This is a genomic window from Azospirillum sp. TSH100, from assembly GCF_004923295.1.
Lineage (GTDB): Bacteria > Pseudomonadota > Alphaproteobacteria > Azospirillales > Azospirillaceae > Azospirillum.
Genome location: NZ_CP039634.1, coordinates 2,036,640 through 2,061,816, shown reverse-complemented (window position 1 = coordinate 2,061,816; position 25,177 = coordinate 2,036,640). Strand labels below are relative to the sequence as shown.

At 65.9% G+C, this 25,177-nt stretch carries 28 protein-coding genes and 2 tRNA genes; 14 read left to right on the top strand and 16 right to left on the bottom strand.

What is annotated here, in order from left to right:
- Positions 1 to 389: 389 nt before the first annotated feature.
- The 6 genes from E6C72_RS09785 to E6C72_RS09760 form a co-directional block, all read right to left on the bottom strand.
- Positions 390 to 872: a MarR family winged helix-turn-helix transcriptional regulator gene (locus E6C72_RS09785; protein WP_247875986.1), complete on the bottom strand. Its 483-nt coding sequence runs from the start codon at positions 870 to 872 to the stop codon at positions 390 to 392.
- 221 nt (positions 873 to 1,093) lie between these two features.
- Positions 1,094 to 1,873 (bottom strand): SDR family oxidoreductase, encoded by a 780-nt coding sequence (locus E6C72_RS09780; RefSeq protein ID WP_109443403.1) that lies wholly within the window; start codon positions 1,871 to 1,873, stop codon positions 1,094 to 1,096.
- Between the two features lie 22 nt (positions 1,874 to 1,895).
- Positions 1,896 to 2,603 carry a DnaA ATPase domain-containing protein gene (locus E6C72_RS09775; protein ID WP_109443404.1) on the bottom strand — a complete coding sequence of 236 codons (708 nt, stop codon included), beginning with the start codon at positions 2,601 to 2,603 and terminating at the stop codon, positions 1,896 to 1,898.
- Positions 2,604 to 2,616: 13 nt separating this feature from the next.
- On the bottom strand, positions 2,617 to 3,684 hold the full coding sequence (locus E6C72_RS09770; RefSeq protein WP_109443405.1) for an AI-2E family transporter: 1,068 nt from the start codon (positions 3,682 to 3,684) through the stop codon (positions 2,617 to 2,619).
- The gene (locus E6C72_RS09765) at positions 3,681 to 4,241 is read right to left on the bottom strand and encodes a CDP-alcohol phosphatidyltransferase family protein (protein ID WP_109443406.1); all 561 of its coding nucleotides are present in this window, start codon (positions 4,239 to 4,241) and stop codon (positions 3,681 to 3,683) included. Before E6C72_RS09765 ends, E6C72_RS09770 begins: the two co-directional genes overlap by 4 nt.
- On the bottom strand, positions 4,238 to 5,629 hold the full coding sequence (locus E6C72_RS09760; protein ID WP_169055145.1) for a DUF2066 domain-containing protein: 1,392 nt from the start codon (positions 5,627 to 5,629) through the stop codon (positions 4,238 to 4,240). The genes E6C72_RS09765 and E6C72_RS09760 overlap by 4 nt, the downstream gene beginning before the upstream one ends.
- Before the next feature lie 97 nt (positions 5,630 to 5,726).
- Between E6C72_RS09760 and purM the strand changes: the two genes are divergently transcribed.
- The 3 genes from purM (at position 5,727) to E6C72_RS09745 (ending at position 7,747) form a co-directional block, all read left to right on the top strand.
- Positions 5,727 to 6,788: a phosphoribosylformylglycinamidine cyclo-ligase gene (gene purM, locus E6C72_RS09755; protein WP_109443408.1), complete on the top strand. Its 1,062-nt coding sequence runs from the start codon at positions 5,727 to 5,729 to the stop codon at positions 6,786 to 6,788.
- A gap of 36 nt (positions 6,789 to 6,824) precedes the next feature.
- Positions 6,825 to 7,478 (top strand): phosphoribosylglycinamide formyltransferase, encoded by a 654-nt coding sequence (purN, locus tag E6C72_RS09750; protein WP_109443409.1) that lies wholly within the window; start codon positions 6,825 to 6,827, stop codon positions 7,476 to 7,478.
- 125 nt (positions 7,479 to 7,603) lie between these two features.
- Complete coding sequence (locus tag E6C72_RS09745) at positions 7,604 to 7,747, top strand: aa3-type cytochrome c oxidase subunit IV (protein ID WP_109443410.1); 144 nt, start codon at positions 7,604 to 7,606, stop codon at positions 7,745 to 7,747.
- 55 nt (positions 7,748 to 7,802) lie between these two features.
- Here the strand turns inward: E6C72_RS09745 and E6C72_RS09740 are convergent, their stop codons facing one another.
- From E6C72_RS09740 to E6C72_RS09720, 5 genes are all read right to left on the bottom strand, one after another.
- Positions 7,803 to 10,451, bottom strand: coding sequence for a valine--tRNA ligase (locus E6C72_RS09740; protein ID WP_199228905.1), 2,649 nt, complete (start codon positions 10,449 to 10,451; stop codon positions 7,803 to 7,805).
- A 66-nt stretch (positions 10,452 to 10,517) separates the two neighbouring features.
- On the bottom strand, positions 10,518 to 11,210 hold the full coding sequence (locus tag E6C72_RS09735) for a DUF2497 domain-containing protein (RefSeq protein WP_109443412.1): 693 nt from the start codon (positions 11,208 to 11,210) through the stop codon (positions 10,518 to 10,520).
- A 96-nt stretch (positions 11,211 to 11,306) separates the two neighbouring features.
- A complete protein-coding gene (locus tag E6C72_RS09730; RefSeq protein WP_109443413.1) occupies positions 11,307 to 12,710 on the bottom strand; it encodes a TolC family outer membrane protein in 1,404 nt (467 codons plus the stop codon).
- A gap of 2 nt (positions 12,711 to 12,712) precedes the next feature.
- Positions 12,713 to 13,039, bottom strand: a complete 327-nt coding sequence (locus E6C72_RS09725) for a rhodanese-like domain-containing protein (protein ID WP_109047493.1) — start codon at positions 13,037 to 13,039, stop codon at positions 12,713 to 12,715.
- A gap of 102 nt (positions 13,040 to 13,141) precedes the next feature.
- Entirely contained in the window at positions 13,142 to 13,798 is a 657-nt protein-coding gene (locus E6C72_RS09720; protein ID WP_109443414.1) for a protein-L-isoaspartate O-methyltransferase, read from the bottom strand.
- Between the two features lie 305 nt (positions 13,799 to 14,103).
- On the opposite strand from E6C72_RS09720, the gene E6C72_RS09715 reads away from it, so the two are divergent.
- From E6C72_RS09715 to E6C72_RS09705, 3 genes are all read left to right on the top strand, one after another.
- Positions 14,104 to 14,177 (top strand) — tRNA-Cys (locus E6C72_RS09715).
- Positions 14,178 to 14,398: 221 nt separating this feature from the next.
- Positions 14,399 to 14,474, top strand: a tRNA-Asn gene (locus tag E6C72_RS09710).
- A 264-nt stretch (positions 14,475 to 14,738) separates the two neighbouring features.
- Positions 14,739 to 14,990, top strand: coding sequence for a hypothetical protein (locus tag E6C72_RS09705; protein WP_109443415.1), 252 nt, complete (start codon positions 14,739 to 14,741; stop codon positions 14,988 to 14,990).
- Positions 14,991 to 15,023: 33 nt separating this feature from the next.
- Here the strand turns inward: E6C72_RS09705 and E6C72_RS09700 are convergent, their stop codons facing one another.
- Positions 15,024 to 15,266: a hypothetical protein gene (locus E6C72_RS09700; protein WP_109443416.1), complete on the bottom strand. Its 243-nt coding sequence runs from the start codon at positions 15,264 to 15,266 to the stop codon at positions 15,024 to 15,026.
- A 57-nt stretch (positions 15,267 to 15,323) separates the two neighbouring features.
- The gene (locus tag E6C72_RS09695) at positions 15,324 to 15,503 is read right to left on the bottom strand and encodes a hypothetical protein (protein ID WP_109443417.1); all 180 of its coding nucleotides are present in this window, start codon (positions 15,501 to 15,503) and stop codon (positions 15,324 to 15,326) included.
- Between the two features lie 238 nt (positions 15,504 to 15,741).
- Between E6C72_RS09695 and E6C72_RS09690 the strand changes: the two genes are divergently transcribed.
- From E6C72_RS09690 to E6C72_RS09655, 8 genes are all read left to right on the top strand, one after another.
- Positions 15,742 to 16,782 (top strand): S1C family serine protease, encoded by a 1,041-nt coding sequence (locus E6C72_RS09690; RefSeq protein ID WP_109443418.1) that lies wholly within the window; start codon positions 15,742 to 15,744, stop codon positions 16,780 to 16,782.
- Between the two features lie 107 nt (positions 16,783 to 16,889).
- Positions 16,890 to 17,501, top strand: coding sequence for an NUDIX domain-containing protein (locus E6C72_RS09685; RefSeq protein WP_109443419.1), 612 nt, complete (start codon positions 16,890 to 16,892; stop codon positions 17,499 to 17,501).
- A gap of 151 nt (positions 17,502 to 17,652) precedes the next feature.
- Complete coding sequence (locus E6C72_RS09680) at positions 17,653 to 18,654, top strand: cysteine synthase A (RefSeq protein WP_109443420.1); 1,002 nt, start codon at positions 17,653 to 17,655, stop codon at positions 18,652 to 18,654.
- 17 nt (positions 18,655 to 18,671) lie between these two features.
- A complete protein-coding gene (locus tag E6C72_RS09675) occupies positions 18,672 to 19,379 on the top strand; it encodes an alanyl-tRNA editing protein (RefSeq protein ID WP_109443421.1) in 708 nt (235 codons plus the stop codon).
- A gap of 56 nt (positions 19,380 to 19,435) precedes the next feature.
- Complete coding sequence (locus E6C72_RS09670) at positions 19,436 to 20,323, top strand: sulfurtransferase (protein WP_109443422.1); 888 nt, start codon at positions 19,436 to 19,438, stop codon at positions 20,321 to 20,323.
- Positions 20,320 to 20,748: a GNAT family acetyltransferase gene (locus E6C72_RS09665; protein WP_247875988.1), complete on the top strand. Its 429-nt coding sequence runs from the start codon at positions 20,320 to 20,322 to the stop codon at positions 20,746 to 20,748. The genes E6C72_RS09670 and E6C72_RS09665 overlap by 4 nt, the downstream gene beginning before the upstream one ends.
- Positions 20,724 to 21,341: a GNAT family N-acetyltransferase gene (locus tag E6C72_RS09660; RefSeq protein ID WP_109443424.1), complete on the top strand. Its 618-nt coding sequence runs from the start codon at positions 20,724 to 20,726 to the stop codon at positions 21,339 to 21,341. The genes E6C72_RS09665 and E6C72_RS09660 overlap by 25 nt, the downstream gene beginning before the upstream one ends.
- A 100-nt stretch (positions 21,342 to 21,441) precedes the next feature.
- The gene (locus tag E6C72_RS09655) at positions 21,442 to 21,684 is read left to right on the top strand and encodes a hypothetical protein (RefSeq protein WP_247875989.1); all 243 of its coding nucleotides are present in this window, start codon (positions 21,442 to 21,444) and stop codon (positions 21,682 to 21,684) included.
- Between the two features lie 320 nt (positions 21,685 to 22,004).
- Here the strand turns inward: E6C72_RS09655 and E6C72_RS09650 are convergent, their stop codons facing one another.
- The 3 genes from E6C72_RS09650 to E6C72_RS09640 form a co-directional block, all read right to left on the bottom strand.
- Positions 22,005 to 23,090, bottom strand: coding sequence for a histidinol-phosphate transaminase (locus E6C72_RS09650; protein WP_109443426.1), 1,086 nt, complete (start codon positions 23,088 to 23,090; stop codon positions 22,005 to 22,007).
- A 162-nt stretch (positions 23,091 to 23,252) separates the two neighbouring features.
- On the bottom strand, positions 23,253 to 24,038 hold the full coding sequence (locus E6C72_RS09645; RefSeq protein ID WP_109443427.1) for an amino acid ABC transporter ATP-binding protein: 786 nt from the start codon (positions 24,036 to 24,038) through the stop codon (positions 23,253 to 23,255).
- Between the two features lie 30 nt (positions 24,039 to 24,068).
- Positions 24,069 to 25,175 (bottom strand): amino acid ABC transporter permease, encoded by a 1,107-nt coding sequence (locus E6C72_RS09640; RefSeq protein ID WP_109443428.1) that lies wholly within the window; start codon positions 25,173 to 25,175, stop codon positions 24,069 to 24,071.
- Between the last annotated feature and the right edge of the window lie 2 nt (positions 25,176 to 25,177).

The window sequence follows — 25,177 nt, the reverse complement described above, 5'->3', positions numbered from 1 at the left end:
AAGCGCTGCGCCGGCCGGGGTGGGCTGGGATTTCGGATATAATACCGACGCGGCATTCCCCCTTTAGAGACCTCTTTCGATGGGATGCGCCCCGAAAACCCTCCAGCGCCTCCCAACCGTCCTCAACCGATCAAAATCGGCCCGACCGTCGCCCAGCCGTAGAGCACCGCCAGGAAAAAGGCGAGGGTCATGCATTCACGCAGGAAAGCCAGAACCGACATGCCAACCTCCACTGTTCGCGTCTTGTTCCAATAGAGCTATCAGAACGGACGCAGAACAGCAACCGGTCAGTTCCTTATATGTTCCCTTTATGAGCCCAGGTGTTCCATTCAGGACACAGATCGAACGGACAGGAGGTCCGGAAGTTTCGTGTCAAAAGCGGCTGGCAGTCAGGCCGGATCGGCATCGTCATAACGGATCAGGTCGGTCCAGGCGCGCTCCAGCCGGCGCAGGGTACGGTAGGTGGTCTCGAAATCCGCACCGTCGCTGTCAGTACGCAGCAGGCTGTCGGCGCGCATCGCTTCCAGCTTCTTCAGCGCCTCGCAGGTGGCCAGCCCCCGGTCCGACAGCTTGAGCCGGGCGGCCCGACGGTCGCGCTGGGAGGGGCTGCGATCGACATAGCCCGCCTCCACCAAGTGTTTCAGATTATAGGAGGCGTTGGAGCCCAGATAATAGCCGCGCTCCAGCAGGTCGCGGACCGACAGTTCCTCGGTGCCGATGTGCAGCAGCATCAGCGCTTGTGTCGGGCTGAGGTCGGTCACGCCGATCCGGGCCAGCTCCATCCGAAGCACGTCAAGGAAGCGCCGGGTGATGCTCTCCATGACGCGGCCAAGATCGGTGTAGACCGCGGGGGCCGCCACACTCTGCTGCATGCTCATCATTCCTGTGCCAGTGGCTCGCAAAAGCCGTTGTCCGGTCGCCACGGCACTGCCGTGTTTACCGACCGGCGGACCGGGAGTCGGGTGCCCGAGCCGATGCCCGAGCCCCCTTCCCTTTGCCGTTTCTTAATGGCCTGTGACGATGGGCGGATTTTATTGCGAATTGGAGAGACAAACTTGAGACGCGGGGGCTTTCCCACCCCCGGTTCGATGGCTCACAGCGTGCCGGGGAAGGCTCCACCATCCAAAAGAATGTTCTGGCCGGTCATGAAACCGGACCGGGCGGCACAAAGAAAGGCGCAGGCGGCCCCGAATTCCTCCGGATCACCGAATCGGCCAGATGGATTCGTCTTGCGGCGCAGTTCCATCTCTTCGTCGATGCTGCGGCCGGCGGCCTTGGCCCCCCCCTCCATCGTCTTGCGCAGGCGGTCGGTTTCAAACGGGCCGGGCAGCAGGTTGTTGATGGTGACGTTGTGCTTCACCGTCTGGCGCGACAGACCAGCAACGAAACCGGTCAGTCCGGTGCGCGCACCATTCGACAGGCCGAGAATCGGGATCGGCGCCTTCACCGCCGCCGAGGTGATGTTGACAACACGCCCGAAGCCGCGAGACATCATGCCGTCGACCGTCGCCTTGATCAGGAAGATCGGCGTCAACATGTTGGCGTCCAGGGCGCGGATCCAGTCCTCGCGGTCCCAGTCGTGGAAGTCGCCCGGCGGCGGACCGCCGGCATTGTTGATCAGGATGTCCGGCTCCGGACAGGCGGCGAGAGCCGCCGCCCGCCCCTCCTCGGTCGAGATATCGCCGGGAGCGGTGGTGACGGTGACACCGGTCGCCTTGCGAATCTCTTCGGCGGTCGCCTCCAGCGCTTCGGCGCTGCGGGCGGTCAGGGTGACATGCACACCCTCGCGGGCCAGCGCGAAGGCGCAGGCACGGCCCAGCCCCTTGCTGGCGGCGCAGACGATGGCACGGCGGCCGGCGATTCCCAAATCCATGACTGTCGCTTCCCTGCTAGGTTCAGAGGGTCGTTTTGGAACCGGATCGTTGGAGATCCGATAAGACTTCGCGGGCCAGCGGAACGGTCACGCCGCGATGGGCGGCCAGGGAGGCATGATCCAGCGCCGCCACCAGACGGCGGGCAAAATCCAGCGACCGTTCCATCCGCGCCAACAGGTAGGTGATGACCTCCATCCCCGGCCGCAACTGGCGATCGGCGAACAGCTTGACCAGCACCGCAGCCAGCAGCGCATCGTCCGGCGGCCGGACCTCCACGGCAGGCGCTCCCTTGATGCGTGACCGCAGGTCGGGAAGCTTCGTCCGCCAGCGCGACGGCGCCTTGCGCGACAGCAGAAGCAGGTATCCCCGCTGTTCGCGGGCGAGGTTGTAGAGGTGGAACAGCGCTTCTTCCCGCTCGGGCTTGCCGACGACGAGGTCGGCATCCTCCACCACGACCGCGTTGGCGGGCGCCAGCAGCGACGGCACGAGACCCGACTCGAGGGCGTCGCCACGCGTCACCAGGGCATGGCTGCGGGCGCGCCAGACCTGGGACAAATGGGTCTTGCCACAGCCGGCCGGGCCGAACAGCGTCAGCGCCGGGGCAGGCCAGGACGGCCAGCGATCGAGCCACGCAACGGCGTCGGCGTTGCTGGGCGCCACGAGGAAATCCTCGCAGCCCATCGCCGTCCTGTGCCCGAGGTCGAGCGGTATTTGCGCCGGCAAGCTCATGCGGACACACCCATCAGCGTTCCGCGTCGGTGCCGCGGTAGTAGGGGCTCGAGAGATACTGTCGCAATGCGAAGCGGGTCAACACGCCGATCACCGCCGCCACCGGCACCGCCAGCAGCACGCCGACGAATCCGAAAAGGCTGCCACCGGCCAGCAGAGCGAACATCACCCAAACCGCATGCAGCCCAACCTTGTCGCCCACCAGTTTCGGCGTCAGGACATTGCCCTCGATCGCCTGACCGAACAGGAAGATGCCGACGACGATGGCGACACGCCAGAACTCGTCGAACTGCAGAAGGGCGAGGCCGGTGCTGGCAACGAAACCGAACAGAGTGCCGACATAAGGGATGAAGGACAGCAGACCGGCCATCAGACCGATCACCAGTCCGAAATCGAGTCCCGCCGCCGACAGCGCCAGCGCATAGAAGACGCCGAGCACGACGCAGACCGTCGCCTGCCCGCGCACGAAACCGGACAGGGTGACGTTGACCTCGCGGGCCTGCTCGCGCACCGTCTCGGCATGCTGGCGCGGCAGCCACGAATCGACCTTGCCCACCATCAGGTCCCAATCGCGCATCAGGTAGAAGGCGACGACAGGGGTGATGAACATCAGGGTGACGATGTCGAACAGCGCCAGCCCACCCGACAGGATGCGTGTCACGATGCGGCCGACCAGCCCCGCCAGCTCGCCGGCATAATTGCCGGCGGCGGCGCGCAGCCGCTCCACGTCGTCGTGCGGCAGGCGGTGGATGAAGCGGTTGAGCGCCGGGATCAGCCGCTCCTTCGCCAGGGTCGCATAGGTCGGCAACACCTCCAGCAGATGGGACACCTGCCCCTGCACCAGCGGCACCAGAAGCAGAGCCATCAGCACCATGACCAGGACGAAGCCCAACAACACCACCGTGGTACCGAGCCAACGTGGCAGTCCCGCAGCCTCCAGACGGTCGACCGCGGGGTCGAGCAGATAGGCGATTGCCAGCCCGACCACGAAAGGCAGCAGCATGTCCGCCAGCAGCCAAAGAGCCAGGACGAACAGCCCCAGTCCGATCAGCCAGAAGCGGAGCTGCTTGGCCGGCGTCACGGAACGCCACCGAGCCGGTTGAACAGCAGGGCGCCGCGCCGCGCGTACAGCACGCCGGACAGCACGGTCGTCACCGTACAGGCGTACACCAGCAGGTCGACCAGTTCCCAGCCATACAGGTGGACGTCCGGCAGACCGAAAGCCGGCGGCGCCAGCACCGCGGCGGCCAGCGCGATCTGCACCACCGTGTTCACCTTGCTGATGTAGAGAGGCTGCATTGCCAGCGTCTCCTTCAGCGTGAACAGCAGGATGACGCCGCCGATGATCATGATGTCACGGAAGACCACCATCATCGCCAGCCAAAGCGGGATGGTGCCGACCCAGGCGAGCGCGACGTACACCCCGACGATCAGTGCCTTGTCGGCCAGCGGATCGAGATAGCCGCCCAGCACCGTACGGGCGCGGAACATGCGGGCGATGGCACCGTCCAGCGCATCGGACAGGCCGGCCGCGACGAAGAGGGCGAAGGCCCACTCCATCCGGCCGGTCAGGATCATGTACATCGCGGCCGGGACCGCCACGATGCGCAGGAAGGTAATGATGTTGGGAACGCTCACGGCGCGCTCTTGGCCGGCAGCGTACCCAGATTGCGCGGCGGAGCCCCCATGGTGGTGGTGCCGTCAATCGGCGCCGACGGCGCCAGCGAGGTGGGAGCGGCCATCGGGGTAGCCATCGGCGTGGCGGAGCCTGGAACGGCACCAGCCGACGCTGCACCCGACCCGCGCGGCAGCAGCGTCAGCTGCCAGTCGGCGGACTGCACCGGCAGCGGTGCACCCGGATAGCCGGCGGTGGCCGGGGTGGCCTGCGCGAAGCCCAGGTCCTGCCGGGCGAGCGCCTGGGCCAGCTGTTCCGGCGCGCCGCGATAGGTCAGGGTGATCAGCGCCTCGCTGCGGCTGATCGACATCAGATTGGTGCGAGTCACCGCGTTCACGCCGGACAAGCGCTTGCGGGTTTCCACCCAATCATTCACCGCGGTCAGCGGTACGCGGACCAGCGTGTTCTGCTCCGGCCCGGTGGCGGTGGTGTGCTCGCGCCGCCACGAATCGTCCAGCTGGGTACCGACCGAGGCGACGGCGCGATTCAGCAGCTCGTCGGCGGTGCCGCCGCTCTTCACCTGGACCGTCTGGTTGTCGCGCGTGCCGTCCAGCCCGTAGCGGGTGACGTCGACCGTCAGGCCGCGCGCCGGATCGGGACCGTTCACCGGCAGATCGGTGCGGGCAACGACGACTCCGCCGGCCTTGTAGGCCTGGGCGATGCGGGCGAGCGCGTCGGCATTGCCGGCCACCGCGTCCTCACCGCTGATCGCCTGGGCATCGGACAGTTCGCCGTCCGGCACCACCAACGGCACCAGCGAGGCGGCGGGCTGCCGGGCCTCCCACGCCGCACGCCAAGGGGTGCGGTCCTGCCACAGGATGGTGCGCCCGTCGGTCTGGGTCACCGGCAGGATGACGAAGGGCCGCGCCGGCGGCTCGACATACTGGGCGGCACCGCCGCTCTGGCCGAGGGCGTCGCGCACCGCATTGGGACGGAACCGCACGGTGATGGCGCCGACATAGCGGCTGGCCGACACCTTCTCCTCGTCGATCTCGAAGCCCTGGACCAGCTTGGCGATCTCATTGTCCGACAGGCGGGGCGGGTTGCCGCCGCCGGGGACGAGACGGCGATACAGCTCGGCCCAGGCCTTGGCCTGCGCCTCGCGGATCGCCTGATCGCGCACGGTGGTCGGGTTGCTGCCGTTGATGTCGACCTTGACGCCGGTCACCGCGAACGCATCCGCGGAGGATGGTGTCGCCGCGGACGAAGAGGCGGCGGACAACGGGGCGGAAGCGGCGGCCGGCGGCGGGGAACCGGTCTGCGCCCCGGCCGGCCCGGTCATGGTCAGGACCAGAGCGGTGGACATGGCAGCAAGACCGGCGAGGAGCGGCGCGCGGCGGCGGTGGAGCATTGCAAAGCCTTCCGATTCGAGTATGTTCGGCCCGAGCCCAAGGCCCGGTATATAGCTCAGCCCAAGCGAGGATACCATCAGCACCCAGTCCTATAACATGTCCGACGCCTACAAGCAGGCCGGTGTGGACATCGATGCGGGCAACGCGCTTGTCGAAGCGATCAAGCCGCTTGCCCGCTCCACCGCGCGTTCAGGCTCCGACGCGGGCCTGGGCGGTTTCGGCGCCCTGTTCGATCTGCGCGCCGCCGGCTACCAGGATCCGCTTCTGGTCGCGACCACCGATGGAGTCGGCACCAAGCTGAAGGTGGCGATTCTCGCCAACCGTCACGACACGGTCGGCATCGACCTCGTCGCCATGTGCGTGAACGATCTGGTGGTCCAGGGCGCCGAGCCGCTGCTGTTCCTCGATTACTACGCCACCGGCAAGCTCGACGTGGCCGCCGGCCGCGACATCGTCGCCGGCATCGCCGAAGGCTGCCGTCAGGCTGGCTGCGCGCTGGTCGGCGGCGAGACCGCCGAGATGCCGGGCATGTATTCCGAAGGCGATTACGACCTCGCCGGCTTCTCCGTCGGTGCGGTGGAACGCCAGAATGCCCTGACCGGTTCCGCCGTGCAGGCGGGCGACGTGGTTCTTGGCCTCGCCTCGACCGGCGTGCATTCCAACGGCTATTCGCTGGTGCGCAAGCTGGTTGAGGCGTCGGGTCTCGGCTACGACTCCGCCTGCCCGTGGGATGCCTCGAAGACGCTGGGTGAAGCGCTGCTGACCCCGACCCGCATCTATGTGAAGAGCACGCTGAAGGCGGTGCGCGCCGGCACGGTCCGTGCCATGGCCCACATCACCGGCGGCGGCCTGATCGAGAACATTCCGCGCGTCCTGCCGGATGGGCTGGGTGTGGTTCTCGACGCCTCGACCTGGACTCTGCCCCCCGTCTTCTCCTGGCTGATGAAGACCGGCGGAATCGCTCCGTTCGAGATGGCGCGCACCTTCAACGTCGGCCTCGGCATGGTCGTGGTGGTTCCGGCAGACAAGGCGCAGGAAGCCACCGACATCCTGCGCGAAGGCGGCGAGACGGTCTTCACCGTCGGCACCGTCACCGCGCTGAAGGACGGCGATGCCCGCGTGACCGTCAATGGCATGGATGCGGCCTGGACCGCGTAAGGGACGCCGCCCAGGAAAAGTCCCAAGGATCGTTTGATGAGCAAGTTGAAGCTCGGCGTCCTGATATCGGGGCGCGGCAGCAATCTGCAGGCGTTGATCGACGCCTGTGCCGCGCCCGATTTCCCGGCCGAGATCGCCCTGGTGCTGTCCAACAAGGCCGATGCCTTCGGTCTGGAGCGGGCAGCCAAAGCCGGCATCGCCACCGCGGTGGTCAGCCACCGCGACTATCCCGGCGACAAGCCGGCATTCGAGGCGGCTATGGACGCCGCCCTGCGCGGGTCCGGTGTCGAACTGGTCTGCCTAGCCGGCTTCATGCGCCTGCTGTCGCCCTGGTTTGTCGGGCAATGGCGCAATGCGCTCATCAACATCCACCCGTCGCTGCTGCCTTCCTTCAAGGGTCTCGACACCCATCAGCGGGCACTGGATACCGGCGTCCGTTTCCATGGCTGTACCGTGCATTATGTGCGGCCGGAGATGGACGAGGGGCCAATCGTCGCCCAGGCCGCAGTCCCGGTTTTGCCGGGGGACGACGCCCATAGCCTGGCCGACCGCGTCCTTGAGTCGGAGCACAAACTCTACCCCCACGCCGTCCGCCTGATCGCCGAGGGCCATGTCCGAGTCGATGGTGATGTGGCACGGGTCGAGGGCCCGGTTCCCGAACTCGCAGCCCTTGTGAATCCGCCGCTTTAAGCGCGCCTTCTCTTCCGACCACCTCCCTTCCGACGTGGTTGACGGTTCCACTCGGAATCTGTTGCGTTTCCGTGCGTCCGCGTCAAAAATTGCGGACAAAAGAAACTGTTGGAGGGTTGATCGATATGGCGGCCGTGAGCCCGAACCCGGTCAGTGAAGAGACCGTCCGCTCCCATCAGGCGACCTGGATCGCCTTCACCAAATTCATGAAGCTCAGCATCGCGGGAGTCATCGCCGTGCTGGTGCTCCTGGCACTTTTTACACTCTAGATTTTAGGCAAGTCAGGGAGGGGGCACCCGGCGGCGCCCCCTCACCTAAGAACAATCACCCCGCCAGCATCTCCAGCGCCTTCTGCAGCTTGTCACGGGCCTGATCGGCAGCCTCGCGGCGGTCGCGCTGCTCCTCGATAACCTCTTCCGGAGCCTTGGCGACAAACTGCTCGTTCGACAGCTTGGCGTCGATCTTCTTGATCTCGCCCGTCAGCTTGTCGATCTCCTTGGACAGCCGCGCCTTCTCCTTGTCGAGATCGACGATGCCTTCCAGCGGCAGCACCAGCGTGGTCTCGTCCAGCACGGCCTGGACGCTGCTCTTCGGGACATCACCCTGGAGCGGATCGACACTGGACAACCGGGCCATTCGGAGGATCAGGTCGCGGTGGGTGTCCAGCCGCTTCAGGCTGGCCGCGTTCGGGTCCTTCAGCTTCAGCTCGATCTGCGCCGCCGGCGGGACATTCATCTCCGACCGCATCGAGCGGACCGAGGTGATCAGCCGCACCACCCAGTCCATCTCGTCGCGCGAGGCGGGATCGACGATGTCGGCGGCGAACTCCGGCCATTCCGCCGAGATCAGGCGGTTGGCGCGGACCGGCGACAGCTGCTCCCACAGTTCTTCGGTGATGAAGGGCATCAGCGGGTGCAGGATGTGCAGGATCTGGTCGAGCACCCAGGCGGTGGTCGCCCGCGTCTCCGCCTTCGCCGCCTCGTCGGTGCCGGCGAGGATCGGCTTGGTGAACTCCATGTACCAGTCGCAGAAGGTGCCCCAGGTGAACTGGTAGGCGGCACCGGCGGCCTCGTTGAACTTGTAGGCGTCGATCGACTCGGCGACCTTCTTCGCCGCATCGGCCAGGGCGCCGACGATCCAGCGATTGACCGTCTGCGTCAGCCCGACCGGCTTGTAGCCGGCGACCGGCTCGCAGCCGTTCATCTGGCAATAGCGGGCGGCGTTCCACAACTTGGTGGCGAAGTTGCGGTAGCCTTCGACCCGGTTTACCGCCAGCTTGATGTCGCGGCCTTGGGCAGCCATCGCCGACAGGGTGAAGCGCAGCGCATCGGTGCCGTACTGGTCGATGATCTCCAGCGGATCGATGACGTTGCCCTTCGACTTCGACATCTTCTGCCCCTTCTCGTCACGGACGAGGGCATGGATGTAGACGGTGCGGAAGGGCACATCCTTCATGAAGTGCAGGCCCATCATCATCATCCGGGCGACCCAGAAGAAGATGATGTCGAAGCCGGTCACCAGCACGTCGGTCGGGTAATAGCGGTCGAGTTCCGGCGTCCGGTCGGGCCAGCCGAGCGTCGAGAAGGGCCACAGCGCCGACGAGAACCAGGTGTCGAGCACGTCGGCATCACGCGTCAGCTCGACATCGCTGCCGTAATGCACCTTTGCGGCGGCGCGCGCCTCCTCTTCCGTCTCCTCGACGAAGAAGGTGCCGTCCGGGCCGTACCAGGCCGGGATCTGATGGCCCCACCAAATCTGGCGGCTGATGCACCAGGGCTGGATGTTGCGCATCCATTCAAAATAGGTGTTCTCCCACTGCTTGGGCACGAACACCGTCTTGCCGGTCTCCACCGCCTCGATGGCCGGCTTGGCCAGGGTCGCGGCATCGACATACCACTGGTCGGTCAGCCACGGCTCGATGGCGACGCCGGAGCGGTCGCCGTGCGGGACCATGTGGGTGTGCGGCTCGATCTTCTCCAGAAGCTCCAGCGCTTCCAGTTCGGCGACGATCCGCTTACGCGCCTCGTAGCGGTCAAGCCCGCGATAGGCCTCGGGAACGTTGTCGTTCAGCCTGGCGTCGCGATCCATGATGTTGATCTGCTCGAGCCCGCAACGCTTCCCGACCTCGAAATCGTTGAAGTCATGAGCCGGCGTGATCTTCACCGCACCCGAACCGGTCTCGGGATCGGCATACTCGTCGCCGACGATCGGGATCAGTCGGCCGACCAGCGGCAGGCGGACCATCTTGCCGATCAGGTCCTTGTACCGGTCATCCTCCGGATGAACCGCCACGCCGGTGTCGCCCAGCATGGTTTCCGGACGGGTGGTGGCGACCACAATGAAGCGGCCTTCCTCTCCGTCGATGGGGTAGCGGAAGTGCCAGAGGTTGCCCTTGATCTCCTTCTGCTCGACCTCAAGGTCGGAGATGGCGGTGTGCAGCTTCGGGTCCCAGTTGACCAGCCGCTTGTCCTTGTAGATCAGCCCCTGGCGGTGCAGTTCGACGAACACCTTGCGGACGGCGCGGCTCAGCCCCTCGTCCATGGTGAAACGCTCGCGCGGCCAATCGGGCGAGGCGCCAAGGCGGCGAAGCTGGCGGGTGATGGTGCCCCCCGATTCGGCCTTCCACTCCCACACCTTGTCGATGAAGGCGTCGCGGCCGAAATCGTGGCGGGTCTTGCCATCCTTCGCCAGATTGCGCTCCACCACCATCTGGGTGGCGATGCCGGCATGGTCGGTCCCGGGCTGCCACAAGGCGTCGCGGCCGCGCATGCGGTTGTAGCGGGTCAGCACGTCCTGGATGGTGAAGGTCAGCGCATGGCCCATGTGCAGGCTGCCGGTGACGTTCGGCGGCGGCATCATGATGGTGTAGGGCTTGCCGTTCCCCTGCGGCTGGGCGGCGAAAGCGCCCGACTCTTCCCACAGGCGGTAGTGCTTCTCCTCGACCTCGGCGGGCCGGTACGTCTTTTCCAACATCACCACGAACTTTCGCTAGGAACGTCTCAACCAGGGCTCAAAGAGGCAGGGATCTAAAAGGCGGAATCAGAACTTCTGTGACCGCCGGATCATGCGGTCGATCTCCTGCTGAACCAGCCGCTCGACGACGGTCGGCAGATTCTCATCCAGCCATTCCTTCAACAGCGGCTTCAGCAATTCGCGCACGACCTCCTCCACCGTGCGGATGCCGATCGGCATCGGGCCAATGGACAGGTCGTCGCCCAGTTCGCGCGCCAGATGGGTCAGATGATGCGAGGCGTCCTCTGCCGTCCGGCGCGAGATCAACCCGTCATCGGGATCGACCATGCGGCGGCGCGGACGCGGCGGGGGCGGCGGCTCGTCATCCTCGAAATCGTCGAAGGCCGGCATCGGCCGCCGGGCGGCGGGACGCGGCGGCGGCATCGGTTCGGGCTCCGGCTCCTCCCAACGGGGCGGCGGAGGGGGAGGCGACGGTTCCGGAAAGGACGGCTCATCCGCCCATGGATCGGGCTCGGGCTGGCCGAAATCGGGCCGCTCGTCAGGCTCGTCCTCCACCATCTGGGTCAGTTCCAGAACGTCGTCGTCCTCCTCCACCATCGGAGGCGGCGGGGGCGGCGGGGGTGGTGGAGGCGGCGGAGGTGGAGGCGGCGAAGGCGCCTGGGTTTCCGACTTGGCAGGCTCGCCATCCTCGGAAATGATCCGCCGGATGGAGGCGAGGATTTCCTCCATCGAAGGTTCTTGCTGGCCCTTATCGCTCATCTTGGCAACCCGAGACGTCAACCTGCCCCAAACCTAGGGCAGGGCTGGCAAAAAAGCCATAATACAAAAACGGCCCGCTTTCGCGGGCCGTTTCGTTCATTCGGTCACCGAAGTTCCGAACCACTTGCCCCGCGTCTTGTCGTAATTCGCCTGCGGGTCGTATTTCTGGACCGGCAGGTTCAGCCGGTCGGCCGTCAACTGTCCGCTGGCCGACAGAACATTGAAGGCCGCGACCATCTCGTCGTGCTGGGCACGGACGAGAAAGACGCGGGCATTCAGCAGTTCCTGTTCCTGGTTCAGCACGTCCAGCACGGTGCGCGAACCGACCTGCGCCTCCTGGCGAACGCCTTCCAGGGCGATCTGCGCCGCCTTGATCTGCGCCGTGTAGGACTCGATGCTGGCACGCGCGGTCTGCAGCGCCTGCCAGGCGCTGACCGCCGATTCGGTCACCTGACGGCGGGACTCCTCGATCTGCAGCCGGGCCTGGTTTGCCGTCTGCTTGGCTTCACGCACCAGGGCTTCCGGCTGGCCGGCCTGATAGAGCGGGATGGTCACCTGGGCGGTGATCTGCGCGCTGTCGGTCCGGTTCAACTCAATGCCGGACGAACGACCCGGATCATAGGTGCGGGTACCGCTGGCCGACAGGTTCACCGACGGCAAAAGTCGGCCATACTGCTGATCGACCGCCTCGCGCTGCGCTGCCTCGGTGTAGGAGGCGGACAGGACGTTCGGGTTGTTGGCGCGGGCCAGTTCGACAAGCTCGTCCAGCGTCTTCGGCAGGCGGAAGGCCGGCTTCGGCGCCTTCAACTCGCCGGGGGCGGCGCCGACCAGACGCTCGTAGGTGGCGCGGGAGGCACGCAACGTACCTTCGGCCGAAATCTTGGAGGCGATGGCGGCCGACAGACGCGACTCGGACTGGCTGACGTCGGTACGGGTGTATTCGCCGACGCGGAAGCGGTCGCGGGCAGCGTCCAGCTGACGGCGCAGCACCTGCTCGTTGTTCATCTGCAACTGCAGAATCGCTTGGTTCTGGACGATGTCCAGATAGGCCTGGGCGGCAGCCAGCAGGACCGACTGTTCCGACGCGATCAGGGTGGCGCGCTGCGCCTCGACCAGCCGTTCGGCACGGCGGACCGCCGGAGCGACGGTGGCGTCGTAGATCGGCTGGGTCGCGGTGACGCCGACGGTCTTGGAATTGGTTTCGGACCCGGTCGAGCCGCCGCTGAACTTGCTGTCGCTCGTGGATCGAGCGATGCCGGCGGTCACGCGGGCGGTCGGACGGTAACCGGACAGCGCCTGGGGCACGCCTTCATCGACGGCGCGCAGGCGGGCGCGCTGGGCGCCGATTGTCGGATTGTTGGCATAGGCCTGAGCGAGGGCCTGTTCAAGCGACTGGGCCTGGGCCGTAGCACCGCCGGTCACTGCTGTGCCCATCGTGGCGGTCAGGGTCAGGGCCGTCGCCAGCAGCCAGCGGCGCGCAAAACGGCTTCGCACGGTCATGTTCAGTAGACCTTCATGTTCGGGTCGATTCGGCGCGCCCAGGCATCGACACCGCCATCCAGGTTGATGGCGCGGTCGAAGCCCTTGGAACGCAGCCACATGGTGACCTGCGCGCTGCGGCCACCGTGGTGACACACGACGACGACATCGCGGTCCTTCGGCAGCTCGTCCACCCGACCGGGAAGCCCGTTCATCGGAATGTGCAGGCTGCCGTCGATGGCGCACAGCGCAAACTCCCAAGGTTCGCGCACGTCGAGGACGACCGGTTCGTCGCCGGCCTTGCGGCGGCGGTCCAGTTCTTCCACCTCGATCTCAAACGGTGCGGCCATGGGTGCTCACTTTCGTGCAAGGGCGATGGCGACGGTAGCGCAGAACCGCGCAGAGGTAAACTGCACGGTTCAGTTCAAGACCTGTCCAACCGGCGAATCCGGTCAGAACACGAAGGACGCCTTCTTTTCGAAGCCCGGCAGCGCGTGCGGCTGGGCCTCGAACAGGATACGGCTGGACACCACCCCGGCGGTGCGCTGGAACAGGCGGACCTCGCCGACGCTGCCCTTGCCCTGGACGATGGCGACCAGGCGCCCGCCTTCCGCCAGTTGGCCGATAAGCGAAGCCGGCACCTCCGGAACGGTACCTTCGACGACGATGACATCGTAAGGGGCGTTTTGGGCGTACCCCTCCGCCAGCGGGCCGGTTACGGCCTTGGCGTTGACGATCCCCTGCCCGGCCAGCGCCGCTGTCGCGGCAGCGGTCAGCGCTTCGTCACAATCCATGCCGACCACCGAAGAGGCGAGACGGGCAAGCACTGCGGTGGAGTAGCCGCCGGCGGCGCCGACATCAAGCACGCGGTCGGTCTCCTGAACGGCGGCGGCCTGGAGCATGCGGGCGAAGACCATCGGTTCCAGCAGGAAGCGGCCGTTGCCGATGGGGAGATCGTCGTCGACATAAGCGACGCCACGCGCCGACGAAGGAACGAAGGCTTCGCGCGGAAGCTCCGACAGGACATCGACGAGACGGTGATCGGTCACCTTGTTGGGGCGGATCTGTCCCTCGACCATGAAATAGCGTGCGGCGGCGAAATCGGTCATGGCGGTCGCTTATTGATGTGTTGTGACGACACCGGCACCAAGCCGAACAGCGAACGGCTTCCTGCCATGGCGGTATATAGCCGCAAAGGCTTGACGAACACAACGCCACACGGCACCGCGTGCCGGCTTTGCCGAAGGCCGGGAAAACCGCCGGAGGAAGGGTAGAGGGAGGCAGGTCCGGACAGGCCGGTCGGCGATGTTGAAAAATTCGTCACCATTCGCCTTGACCGTCCGGTTTCAGGCCGCTATACCACCGCTCCACACCGAGGGCGCACCGGAAACGGCGCGCCGGTGCCGGTCAGGATGGCGCGGTGGCAGAGTGGTGATGCAGCGGACTGCAAATCCGTGTACGTGGGTTCGATTCCCGCCCGTGCCTCCATACCTGACGACAGAGTGGATTATACGACCAAACGGTAGAGCGCAGCCCCGCCCAAAGCGGGGCTTTTTGCGTTTTGGCGTTGTTTTCATTGGCAAAACGGACCTTCACCCGCCGCCCGAAGAAAATTCATTTTCCTGTCGGAATTGGCTTGGCAGGGGCAAATGGTTCGGCTATACACCCGCCACGCCAACAACGGCGGCGGCCGAAAGGTCAGTCACCGATCCCGGTTAGCTCAGTTGGTAGAGCAGCGGACTGTTAATCCGCTTGTCGCTGGTTCGAGTCCAGCACCGGGAGCCAGATCGAGAAGGCCGGATGCAACACGCATCCGGCCTTTTCTTATTTCCGGGATATTGCGGCTTGACTGTGGCCCTTAAGTAACCGAATTCGGTTTAAAGCAGTTGGGCTAGGACTGACGGTCGCCCATCACGGCATGAACTAGTCCCAAAAGACGATCCAGCCTTGCCGGAAGCGAAATGCCGCGCGCCTCCACGCGGAGTTAGACTTGATAACAAACCGGGCCTCAGTCTTGGGCCGGGCGTCTCCAGCCGATGGAGGATCGCCGTGCTTCTGCCACTCCATTCCGAACATCTTCGCACCGCCCCACCGGTCGGCGGCACCGGCCATCGTTCCTCCCAGCCGGAGGAACACCCGGTCCGTACGCTGGATTGCGTCACCGCGGTCCTGCTGTTCCTGGCGGCGGTGATGGTCGCCCTGCTGGCCTTCAGCACCGACTGGACTTTCTCCACCGCCGACCACCGGCCGCAAGCCTACGAGAACACGCCGGTTCTGGTGATCCCGCCCCATCCCCGGTGAAGCAGCAGAAGCGACGCGCCGGTGGGGGGCGCCCTACTCCACCAGATCGTCGTAAATGGTGTCGTCGGACTCCGACGGGTCGCCGCCCGTTGCGGCGATCGCAACCCGTTTCCATTCACCGCACCAGTCGGTGGACAGGGTGATCGGAAAGTCGCCTTCGGGGCTGCGTGGGGTCACCACCGGCGGATAGCGCCGGCAGGTTCCCTTTGGCCCGCGCTGGCGGAGGCCCTGGCCCTCCCAGAAGCGGCAGGTGTAGCAGGTGTCGAGTCGCTTCATCGCGGACCGGTCTCCTTCTGATGGTCAACCTCCGCGTGGACAAACTTCCCCTTCCACTCAGCCGGTGGAAGGCGGCTTGGCCGGCCGCATCGTGTTGGCGCATCTGGCGTAATACGCCTTGATGTCCGCGTCCAGAACGCTGCGGCGACGCCCCTCGTCCGAGCCGTCCGGCGCGTCGCTCAGGCGCTGGAACTCCTGAACGGCCTGTTCAAGCTCCTGCTCGCTCTCGATCGGCATGCTGTCTCCTTTCCCCTTGGATTTCAGGTTGGATTTCGGGACCCGGACAGGACAACAACGACCGGCGGCAGTATGTTTCGATGCTGCGGTCGCGCCCGCGCTTGCCGACTGCACGATGACGGCTTGATGGACCGCGACTCGAGCGCAATGTCATGCTTGTGTCACCCGAGTCGCGACGGACAGGGCCGCGCGGCTCCGGGAGTGCCCTTGGCCCTGCCTTGCGCGGGAGTGCGGCGTCATGCGGGTCGTCACAACATCGGTCGTGCCGCATCTGGCGGCCGCAATCTTCACGCTGATCGGCCTGCAATTGGCCATGCCCGGCGCTTTGCCCGGCGCCCTGGCCGCCGAAGCAACGGAGCCGGCACGCCTGGATCCGGAGCGCGTCGTCCGCTCCATCGTTGGCATCAGCGCAACGGTGCCGGCCGATAGCCAGAGCGCCCGGACACTGGGCACCGACCGGGAGGGCAGCGGCGTCGTCATCGACGGGTCCGGCCTGATCCTGACCATCGGCTACACGGTGATGGAGGCCTCGCAGATTCAGGTCACCACCTCTGACGGGCGCAGCTACCCCGCCAACATGGTCGCCTACGATCCGGTCAGCGGCTTCGGGCTGCTGCGTGCGGAAATGGGATTTTCGGCCCCCTGGCTGCGGCTGGCCAACTCCGACGCGGTGAAGGAGGGTGACACGCTGCTGGCGCTCAGCGGTGGCGGCAATCGCGGGGCCACCGCCGTGAAGGTGGTCGGCAAGCGGGAATTCGCCGGCTATTGGGAGTATCTGCTGGACGAGGCGCTGTTCACCTTCCCGCCGATCCGCGCCTTCAACGGCGCGGCCCTGCTCAACCGCGAAGGCCGGCTGGTCGGCATCGGATCGCTGCTGGTGTCCGAGGCGGTGGAGGGCCGCAGCCTGCCCGGCAACATGTTCGTTCCGGTTTCGGCGCTGGAGCCCGTCCTGGCCGACCTTCTCGCCTATGGTCGGCGGCAGGAACCGGCCCGACCCTGGCTGGGCGTCACGTTGCGCGAGGAGATGGGGCGGCTGCTGGTGGAAAAGCTGTCACCCCGCAGCCCCGCCGAATTGGCCGGCCTGCGGCCCGGCGACTGGATCGTCGGTGTCGGCGGCCAGCGTTTCAGTGGACTGGCCGACTTCTACCGCAAGCTTTGGGGCCTGGGGCCGGCCGGGACGGTCGTGCCGCTTGAGGTGATGCGCGGCACCACCCTCACTCCGGTGGCGGTGACCTCGGCCGACCGCGTGCGGTTCCTGCGGCTGAACCCGACGCTGTGACGTTTACCCTGGGACCGGGCGTCTTCCCGGGCGCTTGTGGACGGCGCCCCGGCGTAGCACCCTGTGGGAAACAACCATAACCGTTCATCCTGGGGACCCCGCCGACCATGAACCATCCCGACATCGAGATTCTGGACAAGAAGACCCCTTACAAGGGCTTTCTGACGATCGACGTCTACCGACTGCGCCATAAGAAGTTCGACGGCACCTGGACCGACGTCCTGCCCCCGCGCGAGGTTTGCGACCGGGGCGCGGCGGTCGCCGTCCTGCTCTACGATCCCGATCTCGACACCGTCGTGATGATCGAGCAGTTCCGCGTCGGCTCGGCCGCGGCGGGCGGTCCGGCCTGGATGACCGAGATCGTCGCCGGCATGGTCGGCGAAGGTGAAACGCCTGAAGATGTGGCGCGCCGCGAATCCATCGAGGAAGCCGGCTGCGCCATTCGGGAGATCGAGCATATCTGCGACTATTATGTCAGCCCCGGCGCCTTCACCGAGGAAGTCGCCGTCTTCTGCGGTCGGGTCGACAGCCGCAATCTCGCTGCGACCGGCGGGCTGGAGGAGGAGCACGAGGACATCCGCATCATGGCCCTGCCGGTAGACGAAGCGATCCGCATGATGGACGAGAACCGCCTGCGCAATTCCGTAGCGATCATCGCCGTCGGCTGGCTAGCCCGTCACCGCGAATCCCTGCGCAAGCGCTGGCTTGGCCAAGGGTAAGGTTCGGGTTGAGAGACAGTCCTCCCCGGCATCCAGATTACACACTGGCCACACGTTCAATGCAGCATTTCACACCCCCCACCTTGAAACCGCCGCCTGCTGCCCTGATAGTATCGCCAGAAATCCACACCTGACTTTGGGAGTACCCGCCTTGGACATCCGCAACGGCTTCATCGGCGCCATCGGCAACACGCCGCTGATTCGCCTGGACGGGCCATCGAAGGCCACTGGCTGCGAGATCCTGGGCAAGGCGGAGTTCCTGAACCCCGGCGGCTCGGTCAAGGACCGCGCAGCGCTCGCCATCGTGCGCGACGCGGAGAAGCGCGGGCTGTTGCGTCCCGGTGGCACCATCGTCGAGGGCACGGCCGGCAACACCGGCATCGGACTGGCGCTGGTCGGCAACGCCTTGGGTTATCGCACCGTCATCGTCATGCCGGAAACCCAGAGCCAGGAAAAGAAGGACATGCTGCGCCTGATCGGCGCCGACCTGCGGCTGGTCCCGGCGGTCCCCTATTCCAACCCCGAGAATTACGTCCGCTATTCCGGCCGCCTTGCCGAGGAACTGGCGAAGACCGAGCCGAACGGCGTCGTCTGGGCAAACCAGTTCGACAATACAGCGAACCGCGAAGGCCACCGCACCACCACTGGCCCGGAGATCTGGGAGCAGACCGGCGGCAAGCTCGACGCCTTCACCTGTGCCGTGGGCAGCGGCGGCACGCTCGCCGGCATCGCACTGGCCCTGAAGGAGCGGAACCCGAACATCCGCATCACCCTTGCCGATCCGATGGGGGCGGCCCTGTTCAGCTACTACACCAAGGGCGAGCTGAAGTCGGAAGGCAGTTCCATCACCGAAGGCATCGGCCAGGGCCGCATCACCGCCAATCTGGAAGACGCGCCGATCGACGATGCCGTGCAAATTCCGGATGAGGAGGCGCTGCCGATCGTCTTCGACCTGATCAAGAGCCAGGGTCTGGTGCTGGGCGGCTCGTCGGGCATCAACATCGCCGCGGCGATTCGGGTGGCGCGCGACCTCGGCCCCGGCCACACGGTGGTGACCATCCTGTGCGACGGGGGGCAGCGTTACCAATCGAAGCTCTTCAATCCTGACTTCCTCCGTGAGAAGAATCTTCCGGTGCCAGACTGGCTGGCCTGATTGTTCCCGAGGGGGATATGGACGCGCTTTTCCGCGAGGACGCCTACGCCCGCAACTGCGTCGCCACCGTCACGACGGTGGATGACCGTGGCATCCGGCTTGACCGCACCGTCTTCTACCCGACCGGTGGAGGCCAGCCGGGCGACAGCGGAGTCCTGCGCTTCGACGGGTTCGAGGTCCGCATCAAGGACACGGTGAAGGGCGACGGCGGTCCCGACGACGTCATCCATGTGCCTGAAGACGGGCAGGACCTGCCCGGCCCGGGCACCGCGGTGGAGGCGGAGATCGACTGGGACCGCCGCTACCGCCACATGCGCATGCACACTGCCCTGCACCTGCTGTGCGCAGTGGTGCCGGGATCGGTCACCGGCGGTCAGATCGGCGCCGACAAGAGCCGGTTGGACTTCAACGTCCCGGCCGAGTCGCTGGACAAGGACGCCATCACCGAAGCGGTGAACCGGCTGATCGCCGCCGACACCCCCGTCGGTACCCAGTGGATAACCGACGACGAGATGGCAGCCCAACCGGACCTGGTGCGCACCATGTCGGTGAAGCCGCCGACCGGCAGCGGCCGGGTCCGCCTGCTCAATATCGACGGCGTCGATCTCCAGCCCTGCGGCGGAACCCATGTCGCCCGCACCGGCGAGATCGGCGGAATCGAGGTGACGAAGATCGAAAACAAGGGCAAGCAGAACCGGCGCGTCGTTATCGCGCTGAAGGACTGAGCCCATTTTCGCCGATCCGTTGCCCGACAGCCCTCCATCTTTCAAGGACGCGCAGCATGAGCGACAGCATTGTTGAAGCGCTGACCGGCCCCGTTGTCTCCACCGACTGGCTGGCCCGCAATCTCGGCCGGCCGGGCCTGAAGATCCTCGACGGATCCTGGCACATGCCGGCCCTGAAGCGCGACATCCGGACGGAGTTTGCAGCCTGTCACATCCCCGGCGTCCGTCTGTGCGACGTCGACGAGGTGGCGGCACCGAACACCGCCCCCCTGCCCCATATGGCTCCGGACGAGGCGACCTTCGCCGCGAAGATCGGCGCATTGGGTATCGCCGACGGCGATACCGTGATCGTCTATGACAGCGCCGGCATGGCGACCGCGGCGGCGCGCATCTGGTGGCTGTTCCGGCTGTTCGGCTTCGACCGGGTGGCGGTTCTGGACGGCGGCCTGCCGAAATGGCTGGCCGAGGGACGTCCAACCGAATCGGGCGAAGCGGCCCCGGTCCAGCCTGCGACCTTCACTGCCCGCAAACGCCCGGAGCTGATCCGCAGCGCCGATCAGGTGCTCGCCAACATCGATGCCGGCGCCGATCAGGTGACCGACGCCCGCGCCCAGCCCCGCTTCGAAGGCGCGGTGGCGGAGCCCTGGCCCGGCCGGCGCAGCGGCCGCATCCCCGGCAGCTTCAACCTGCCCCACACCGACCTGATCGACGCCGACAGCAAAACCCTGCTGCCGCCGGACGTCATCGCGCAGAAGGCGCGTGCCGCCGGCCTCGACCTGGACCAGCCGGTGGTGGCGTCCTGCGGCAGCGGCATCACCGCCTGCGTCATCGCACTGGGCCTCGCCAGCGCCGGCAAGCCGGACGTGGCGATCTATGACGGGTCCTGGGCGGAATGGGGCCTGCGCGAGGATCTGCCGCTGGAAACCGGGCCCCGGCAGTCGTGACCCTCTCGGTCCGCCCCTGCACGGTGGAAGACCGCGACGCCGTCGTCGCGCTGTGGAACGCCTGCGGATTGGTGGTGCCATGGAACGATCCGGCAGCCGATTTTACCCTTGCACTGTCGAAAGACAATTCCACTGTCCTGGCGTGCCTGCTCGACGGCGGAATCATCGCCACCGCCATGGTCGGGCAGGACGGCCACCGCGGCTGGATCTATTACCTCGCTGTCGACCCCGCCCACCAGGGCCGCGGCCTTGGCCGCCGCATGGTGGGGGAGGCCGAATCCTGGCTGGCCGCCACCGGGATGCCGAAGGTTCAACTTCTGGTCAGAAGCACCAACCAGAAGGTGTTGGCCTTCTATGAGCGGTTGGGCTATGCCAAGCCATCCTCTACGCTGATGCAGAAATGGCTGACCAACCCTTCTCCCTGACCCGCCCCGCCCTGTCCGCCGCCAGCCGGCCGGGCCATCTGCCGGTGATCGTCACCTATCTGGAGATGACCGCGCCGCCGGCCCATGCGCCCGTGCGGCAGCCGGCCGGCAATCTCGCTTTGGCGCGGGCTCACCCGCCGAGCTGGTCCTTCTACCGCTATCTCTACGACACGGTGGGCGAACCCTGGCTGTGGCACGAACGCCGCCGCATGCCGCGGAAGGAGCTGGAGCGCTCGATCCTCGACCCGCGGGTGGAGGTCTGGGTGCTGTATGTCGACGGCACGCCGGCCGGCTATGGCGAGCTGGACCGCCGCTCACAGGAAACCGATCTCGCCTATTTCGGGCTGATCCCGGATTTTATCGGTCACAAGCTCGGTCCCTGGCTGCTCGACACCATCATCCGCAAGGCCTGGGACGGCGGTGCATCGAAGCTGGTCGTCAACACCTGCACCTTCGACCATCCGAAGGCCCTGCCGCTCTACCAGAGCATGGGCTTCGTCCCCACCCGTCACGTCGCCCGCGAGGTCCGCGACCCGCGTCTGGAGGGCGTGCTGCCGCGCAGTGCGGGGGACCATATTCCGCTGGCAGGGTGATGAGCAGAAGCATCGCCGGCCCACACCTCCCCCTTGACCATCCCGTCCACCACGCCCCATCTACCGACCTGCGCCATGACGAGTGCGAGGTGGGGCCTTGGTGGGTTGGATCATTCGGACGCTGGTGTTGTGCTTCATCGTCGGCTTCGTGCTGTCGTTCCTGCACATCGATCCGGCCAGCATCCTGACGAACAGCTGGCAGACGGTACAGGATATCGCCGCACTGGCGATCGACGCCGGCCGCTGGGCCCTGCCCTATATCCTGATCGGTGCGGTCGTGGTGGTGCCGTTGTCGCTGTTCGGGCTGGTCCTGCGCTGGAACCGGTCACGCCCGCCCTCCTGATTGCGGACAAAAAAACAGGAGGCACCGGAACCGGAGCCTCCTGTGAAACAGGGAGGGTTAGAGACAGCCATAGGTCTACGCCCACCCGCCGGTCCCTGCGTTGATGCATGTCAAACGACCGGTACTTTCCAGATTCGCCCCCCCGCCCTCACGCCCAAAAAGAAAAAGCCGGAGCGATCCATGCGGACGCTCCGGCTCAGTGATATAGGGAGGGTTAGAGACAGGACGAACCTTATCCGGAAACGCATAGGCGGTTCGTTGATCTGTATCAAAAGCGACGAAAAGCCCGGCAGGCTGCTCGCGTCGTTCTGCCGCAGTCTTCAGCCGAGGATTTCGGCCAGAGCCACGATCAGCGCCTTGTTCTCCTCCTCACGGCCGACAGTGATGCGCAGGCAATCGGACAGGCCGTATTCGGTCACCGCCTTCACCAGGATGCCGCGGTGGGCGAGATGGTCGATGACCGCCTGGGTGCCGAGCGACGGATCGGTTGGCACCCGGGCAAGCACGAAGTTGCAGACGCTTGGATAGACGCGCAGTCCCACCCGTTCCAGTTCGCGCGACAGCCAGGGCAGCCATTGTGCATTGTGGGCGAAGGTCGCCTCTTCATGCTCCGCATCGCTCAGCGCGGCGGCGGCGGTCAACTGGGCGGGCAGCGACACGTTGAAAGCGCCACGGATGGCGTTGACCGCCTCGATCACCGTGGCAGGACCATAACCCCAGCCAACCCGCAGGCCTGCCAAGCCATGCATCTTGGAGAAGGTGCGGATCAGCAGGACGTTGTCGGAATTCTCGACGATCTCCGTCCCATCGCTGTAGTCCGGCAGACGGCAGTAATCGGCATAGGCCGAGTCGAGCACCAGCAGCGTGTGCGGCGGCAGGCCGGCGCGCAGCCGCTGCACCGCGTCGGCCGGGATGTAGGTGCCTGTCGGGTTGTTGGGATTGGCGAGAAAGCAGATCTTCGTGCGCTCGCTGGCGCGGTCGATCAGCGCCTCGACATCCACCACCATGTCGCGTTCGGCAGCGACGACTGCGGTGGCACCGGTGGCGCGGATCGCCTTGAGGAATCCGCGATAACCGCGTTCGTGGCACAGCACCTCGTCACCGGGGCCGGCGAAGGCCTGGGCGACCAGATGAATCAGTTCCTCGGATCCGGCGGTACAGACGATGTGATCAACATCGATGGAATGGCGACGCGCGATGGCGTGGCGCAGCGGTTCCTGGTCCCAGTCGGGATAGCAGTGGATGCGGGACGCCGCCTCGCAATAGGCGTCCAGCGCCAAGGGACTGGGGCCAAGCGGATTGTGTGTCAGCGACAGGTCGATCCACCGGCGACCGTCGCGGGGCGGGCGAGCGGGACGGTACGGCTTGATCTGGCCAACGCTGGGACGGGGGCTGAGCAGGTCCATAACCTCGGTCTCCGGTAGCGGATCGGTCGAACAGCACGTCAGGCGACCGATTGAACCGCAAACCGGTGCGCGACGCCACAGGACATTGCGCCGCGCACCACGAGTCGAGGTGTTTTGTTTCCGGATGGCAGGCCGGTTGGAACCGCCGGCCTGCCGCCCATATCAGTGGTTTAGAATTTGGCTGAGGAAGAGGCGCGTGCGCTCCGACTTCGGATTCGAGAAGAAGGCGTCCGGCGTATCCTGCTCCACGATTTCGCCGCGATCCATGAAGATGACGCGGTCGGCGACCGACTTGGCAAAGCCCATTTCGTGCGTGACGCACAGCATGGTCATGCCGTCTTCGGCCAACCCGATCATGACGTCCAGCACCTCCTTGACCATTTCGGGGTCGAGAGCCGAGGTCGGCTCGTCGAACAGCATTACCTTCGGGCTCATGCAGAGCGACCGAGCGATGGCGACGCGCTGCTGCTGGCCGCCCGACAGCTGGCCGGGATACTTCTTGGCCTGCTCGGCGATGCGCACCCGCTTCAGGTAGCTCATCGCCCGCTCTTCCGCTTCCGCCTTCGGCATCTTGCGGACCCAGATCGGGGCGAGCGTGCAGTTCTCCAGCACGGTCAGGTGCGGGAACAGGTTGAAGTGCTGGAACACCATGCCGACTTCGCGGCGTACCAGCTCGATGTTCTTCAGATTGTTGGTCAGCTCGATCCCGTCGATGACGATCGTGCCCTTCTGATGCTCCTCAAGCCGGTTCAGGCAGCGGATCATCGTCGATTTGCCCGACCCCGACGGGCCGCAGACGACGATGCGCTCGCCCTTCTGGACGCTGAGGTTGATGTTCTTCAGGACGTGGAACTCGCCGTACCACTTGTTGACGCCCGTGCAGCGGATGATCTCCTCGCCGCTCAGGGTGTGCTTCGGCTTGGTGCCCTGGGACATGGCCTGGGACATGGGTCTCGTGTCTCCCTTGACGGCGAGGATCTAGCGGCGATGGCCGCGATTGAGATCGCGTTCGAGCTTCTGGCTGTATTTCGACATGCTGAAGCAGAAGATCCAATAGATCACGCCGATGAACAGATAGGCCTCGCGGTAGAAACCGCGCCAGGACGGATCGGACAGCGCGGCCTTCGCAGTGCCGAGCAGATCGTACAGGCCGATGATGATGACGAGCGAGGTGTCCTTGAAGAAGCTGATGAAGGTGTTCACCAGCGGCGGGATGGCGATGGCCAGCGCCTGCGGCAGGATGATCTTCCGCATCTTCTGCCAATACCCGAGCCCAAGCCCGTCAGCCGCCTCATACTGCCCCTTCGGAATCGCCTGCAAACCGCCGCGGATCGCTTCCGCCATATAGGCGGCGGCGAACATGATGAAGGCGATCTGCGCGCGCAGCAGCTTGTCGATCGACACCCCGTTCGGCAGGAACAGCGGCAGCATCACCGACGCCATGAACAGCAGGCTGATCAGCGGCACGCCGCGGATCAGCTCGATGTAGGTGACGCACAGCACCTTCACCGCCGGCATGTTCGACCGCCGGCCCAGCGCCAGCAGGATCGACACCGGGAAGGCCACGGCCAGACCGATCACCGACAGGATGATGGTCAGCGGCAGACCGCCCCACAGCGTATTCTCGACATAGGTGAGGCCGAAGACCCCGCCCCACATCAGGATCGCCACCAGCGCCAGCCCGGCAGCCCAGACCAGCCCGAACCACGGCTTCCAGAAGCGGCGGTCGCAGCTGGCGACCAGCAGGGCGATGAAGACGGCGATGGTCACCAGCGGACGCCACTGCTGTTCCCAGGGGAACATGCCGAACATGATGAAGCGCAGCTTCTCGCTGATGAATCCCCAGCAGGCACCACCGGCATCCTGCCGGCAGACGGTCGAGGTGGCATCGAAGCCGTGGGCGCGGAAGAGCAGCCAGTTGAGGAAGGGCGGGATCGCCGACGCCAGCAGCCCCAGGACCAGAATGGTCAGGATGGCGTTGTACCAGCTGTTGAACAGGTTGTTCCGCAGCCACGCCAGCGGGCCCACGGTGTTGGCCGGCGGACGCTCGTCCGGCAGGCCGACGCTTTGCACGTTGTCGGTCATGG

Coding starts and splice junctions, on each gene's coding strand:
- E6C72_RS09675 (WP_109443421.1), top strand. CDS start 18,672: ATGGACGCGCTTTTCCGCGAGGACGCCTACGCCCGCAACTGCGTCGCC.
- E6C72_RS09725 (WP_109047493.1), bottom strand. CDS start 13,039: ATGGCCGCACCGTTTGAGATCGAGGTGGAAGAACTGGACCGCCGCCGC.
- E6C72_RS09650 (WP_109443426.1), bottom strand. CDS start 23,090: ATGGACCTGCTCAGCCCCCGTCCCAGCGTTGGCCAGATCAAGCCGTAC.
- E6C72_RS09780 (WP_109443403.1), bottom strand. CDS start 1,873: ATGGATTTGGGAATCGCCGGCCGCCGTGCCATCGTCTGCGCCGCCAGC.
- E6C72_RS09700 (WP_109443416.1), bottom strand. CDS start 15,266: ATGAAGCGACTCGACACCTGCTACACCTGCCGCTTCTGGGAGGGCCAG.
- E6C72_RS09735 (WP_109443412.1), bottom strand. CDS start 11,210: ATGAGCGATAAGGGCCAGCAAGAACCTTCGATGGAGGAAATCCTCGCC.
- E6C72_RS09730 (WP_109443413.1), bottom strand. CDS start 12,710: ATGACCGTGCGAAGCCGTTTTGCGCGCCGCTGGCTGCTGGCGACGGCC.
- E6C72_RS09645 (WP_109443427.1), bottom strand. CDS start 24,038: ATGTCCCAGGCCATGTCCCAGGGCACCAAGCCGAAGCACACCCTGAGC.
- purM (WP_109443408.1), top strand. CDS start 5,727: ATGTCCGACGCCTACAAGCAGGCCGGTGTGGACATCGATGCGGGCAAC.
- E6C72_RS09690 (WP_109443418.1), top strand. CDS start 15,742: ATGCGGGTCGTCACAACATCGGTCGTGCCGCATCTGGCGGCCGCAATC.
- E6C72_RS09760 (WP_169055145.1), bottom strand. CDS start 5,629: ATGCTCCACCGCCGCCGCGCGCCGCTCCTCGCCGGTCTTGCTGCCATG.
- E6C72_RS09685 (WP_109443419.1), top strand. CDS start 16,890: ATGAACCATCCCGACATCGAGATTCTGGACAAGAAGACCCCTTACAAG.
- E6C72_RS09660 (WP_109443424.1), top strand. CDS start 20,724: ATGGCTGACCAACCCTTCTCCCTGACCCGCCCCGCCCTGTCCGCCGCC.
- E6C72_RS09740 (WP_199228905.1), bottom strand. CDS start 10,451: ATGTTGGAAAAGACGTACCGGCCCGCCGAGGTCGAGGAGAAGCACTAC.
- purN (WP_109443409.1), top strand. CDS start 6,825: ATGAGCAAGTTGAAGCTCGGCGTCCTGATATCGGGGCGCGGCAGCAAT.
- E6C72_RS09745 (WP_109443410.1), top strand. CDS start 7,604: ATGGCGGCCGTGAGCCCGAACCCGGTCAGTGAAGAGACCGTCCGCTCC.
- E6C72_RS09720 (WP_109443414.1), bottom strand. CDS start 13,798: ATGACCGATTTCGCCGCCGCACGCTATTTCATGGTCGAGGGACAGATC.
- E6C72_RS09670 (WP_109443422.1), top strand. CDS start 19,436: ATGAGCGACAGCATTGTTGAAGCGCTGACCGGCCCCGTTGTCTCCACC.
- E6C72_RS09785 (WP_247875986.1), bottom strand. CDS start 872: ATGCAGCAGAGTGTGGCGGCCCCCGCGGTCTACACCGATCTTGGCCGC.
- E6C72_RS09775 (WP_109443404.1), bottom strand. CDS start 2,603: ATGAGCTTGCCGGCGCAAATACCGCTCGACCTCGGGCACAGGACGGCG.
- E6C72_RS09695 (WP_109443417.1), bottom strand. CDS start 15,503: ATGCCGATCGAGAGCGAGCAGGAGCTTGAACAGGCCGTTCAGGAGTTC.
- E6C72_RS09640 (WP_109443428.1), bottom strand. CDS start 25,175: ATGACCGACAACGTGCAAAGCGTCGGCCTGCCGGACGAGCGTCCGCCG.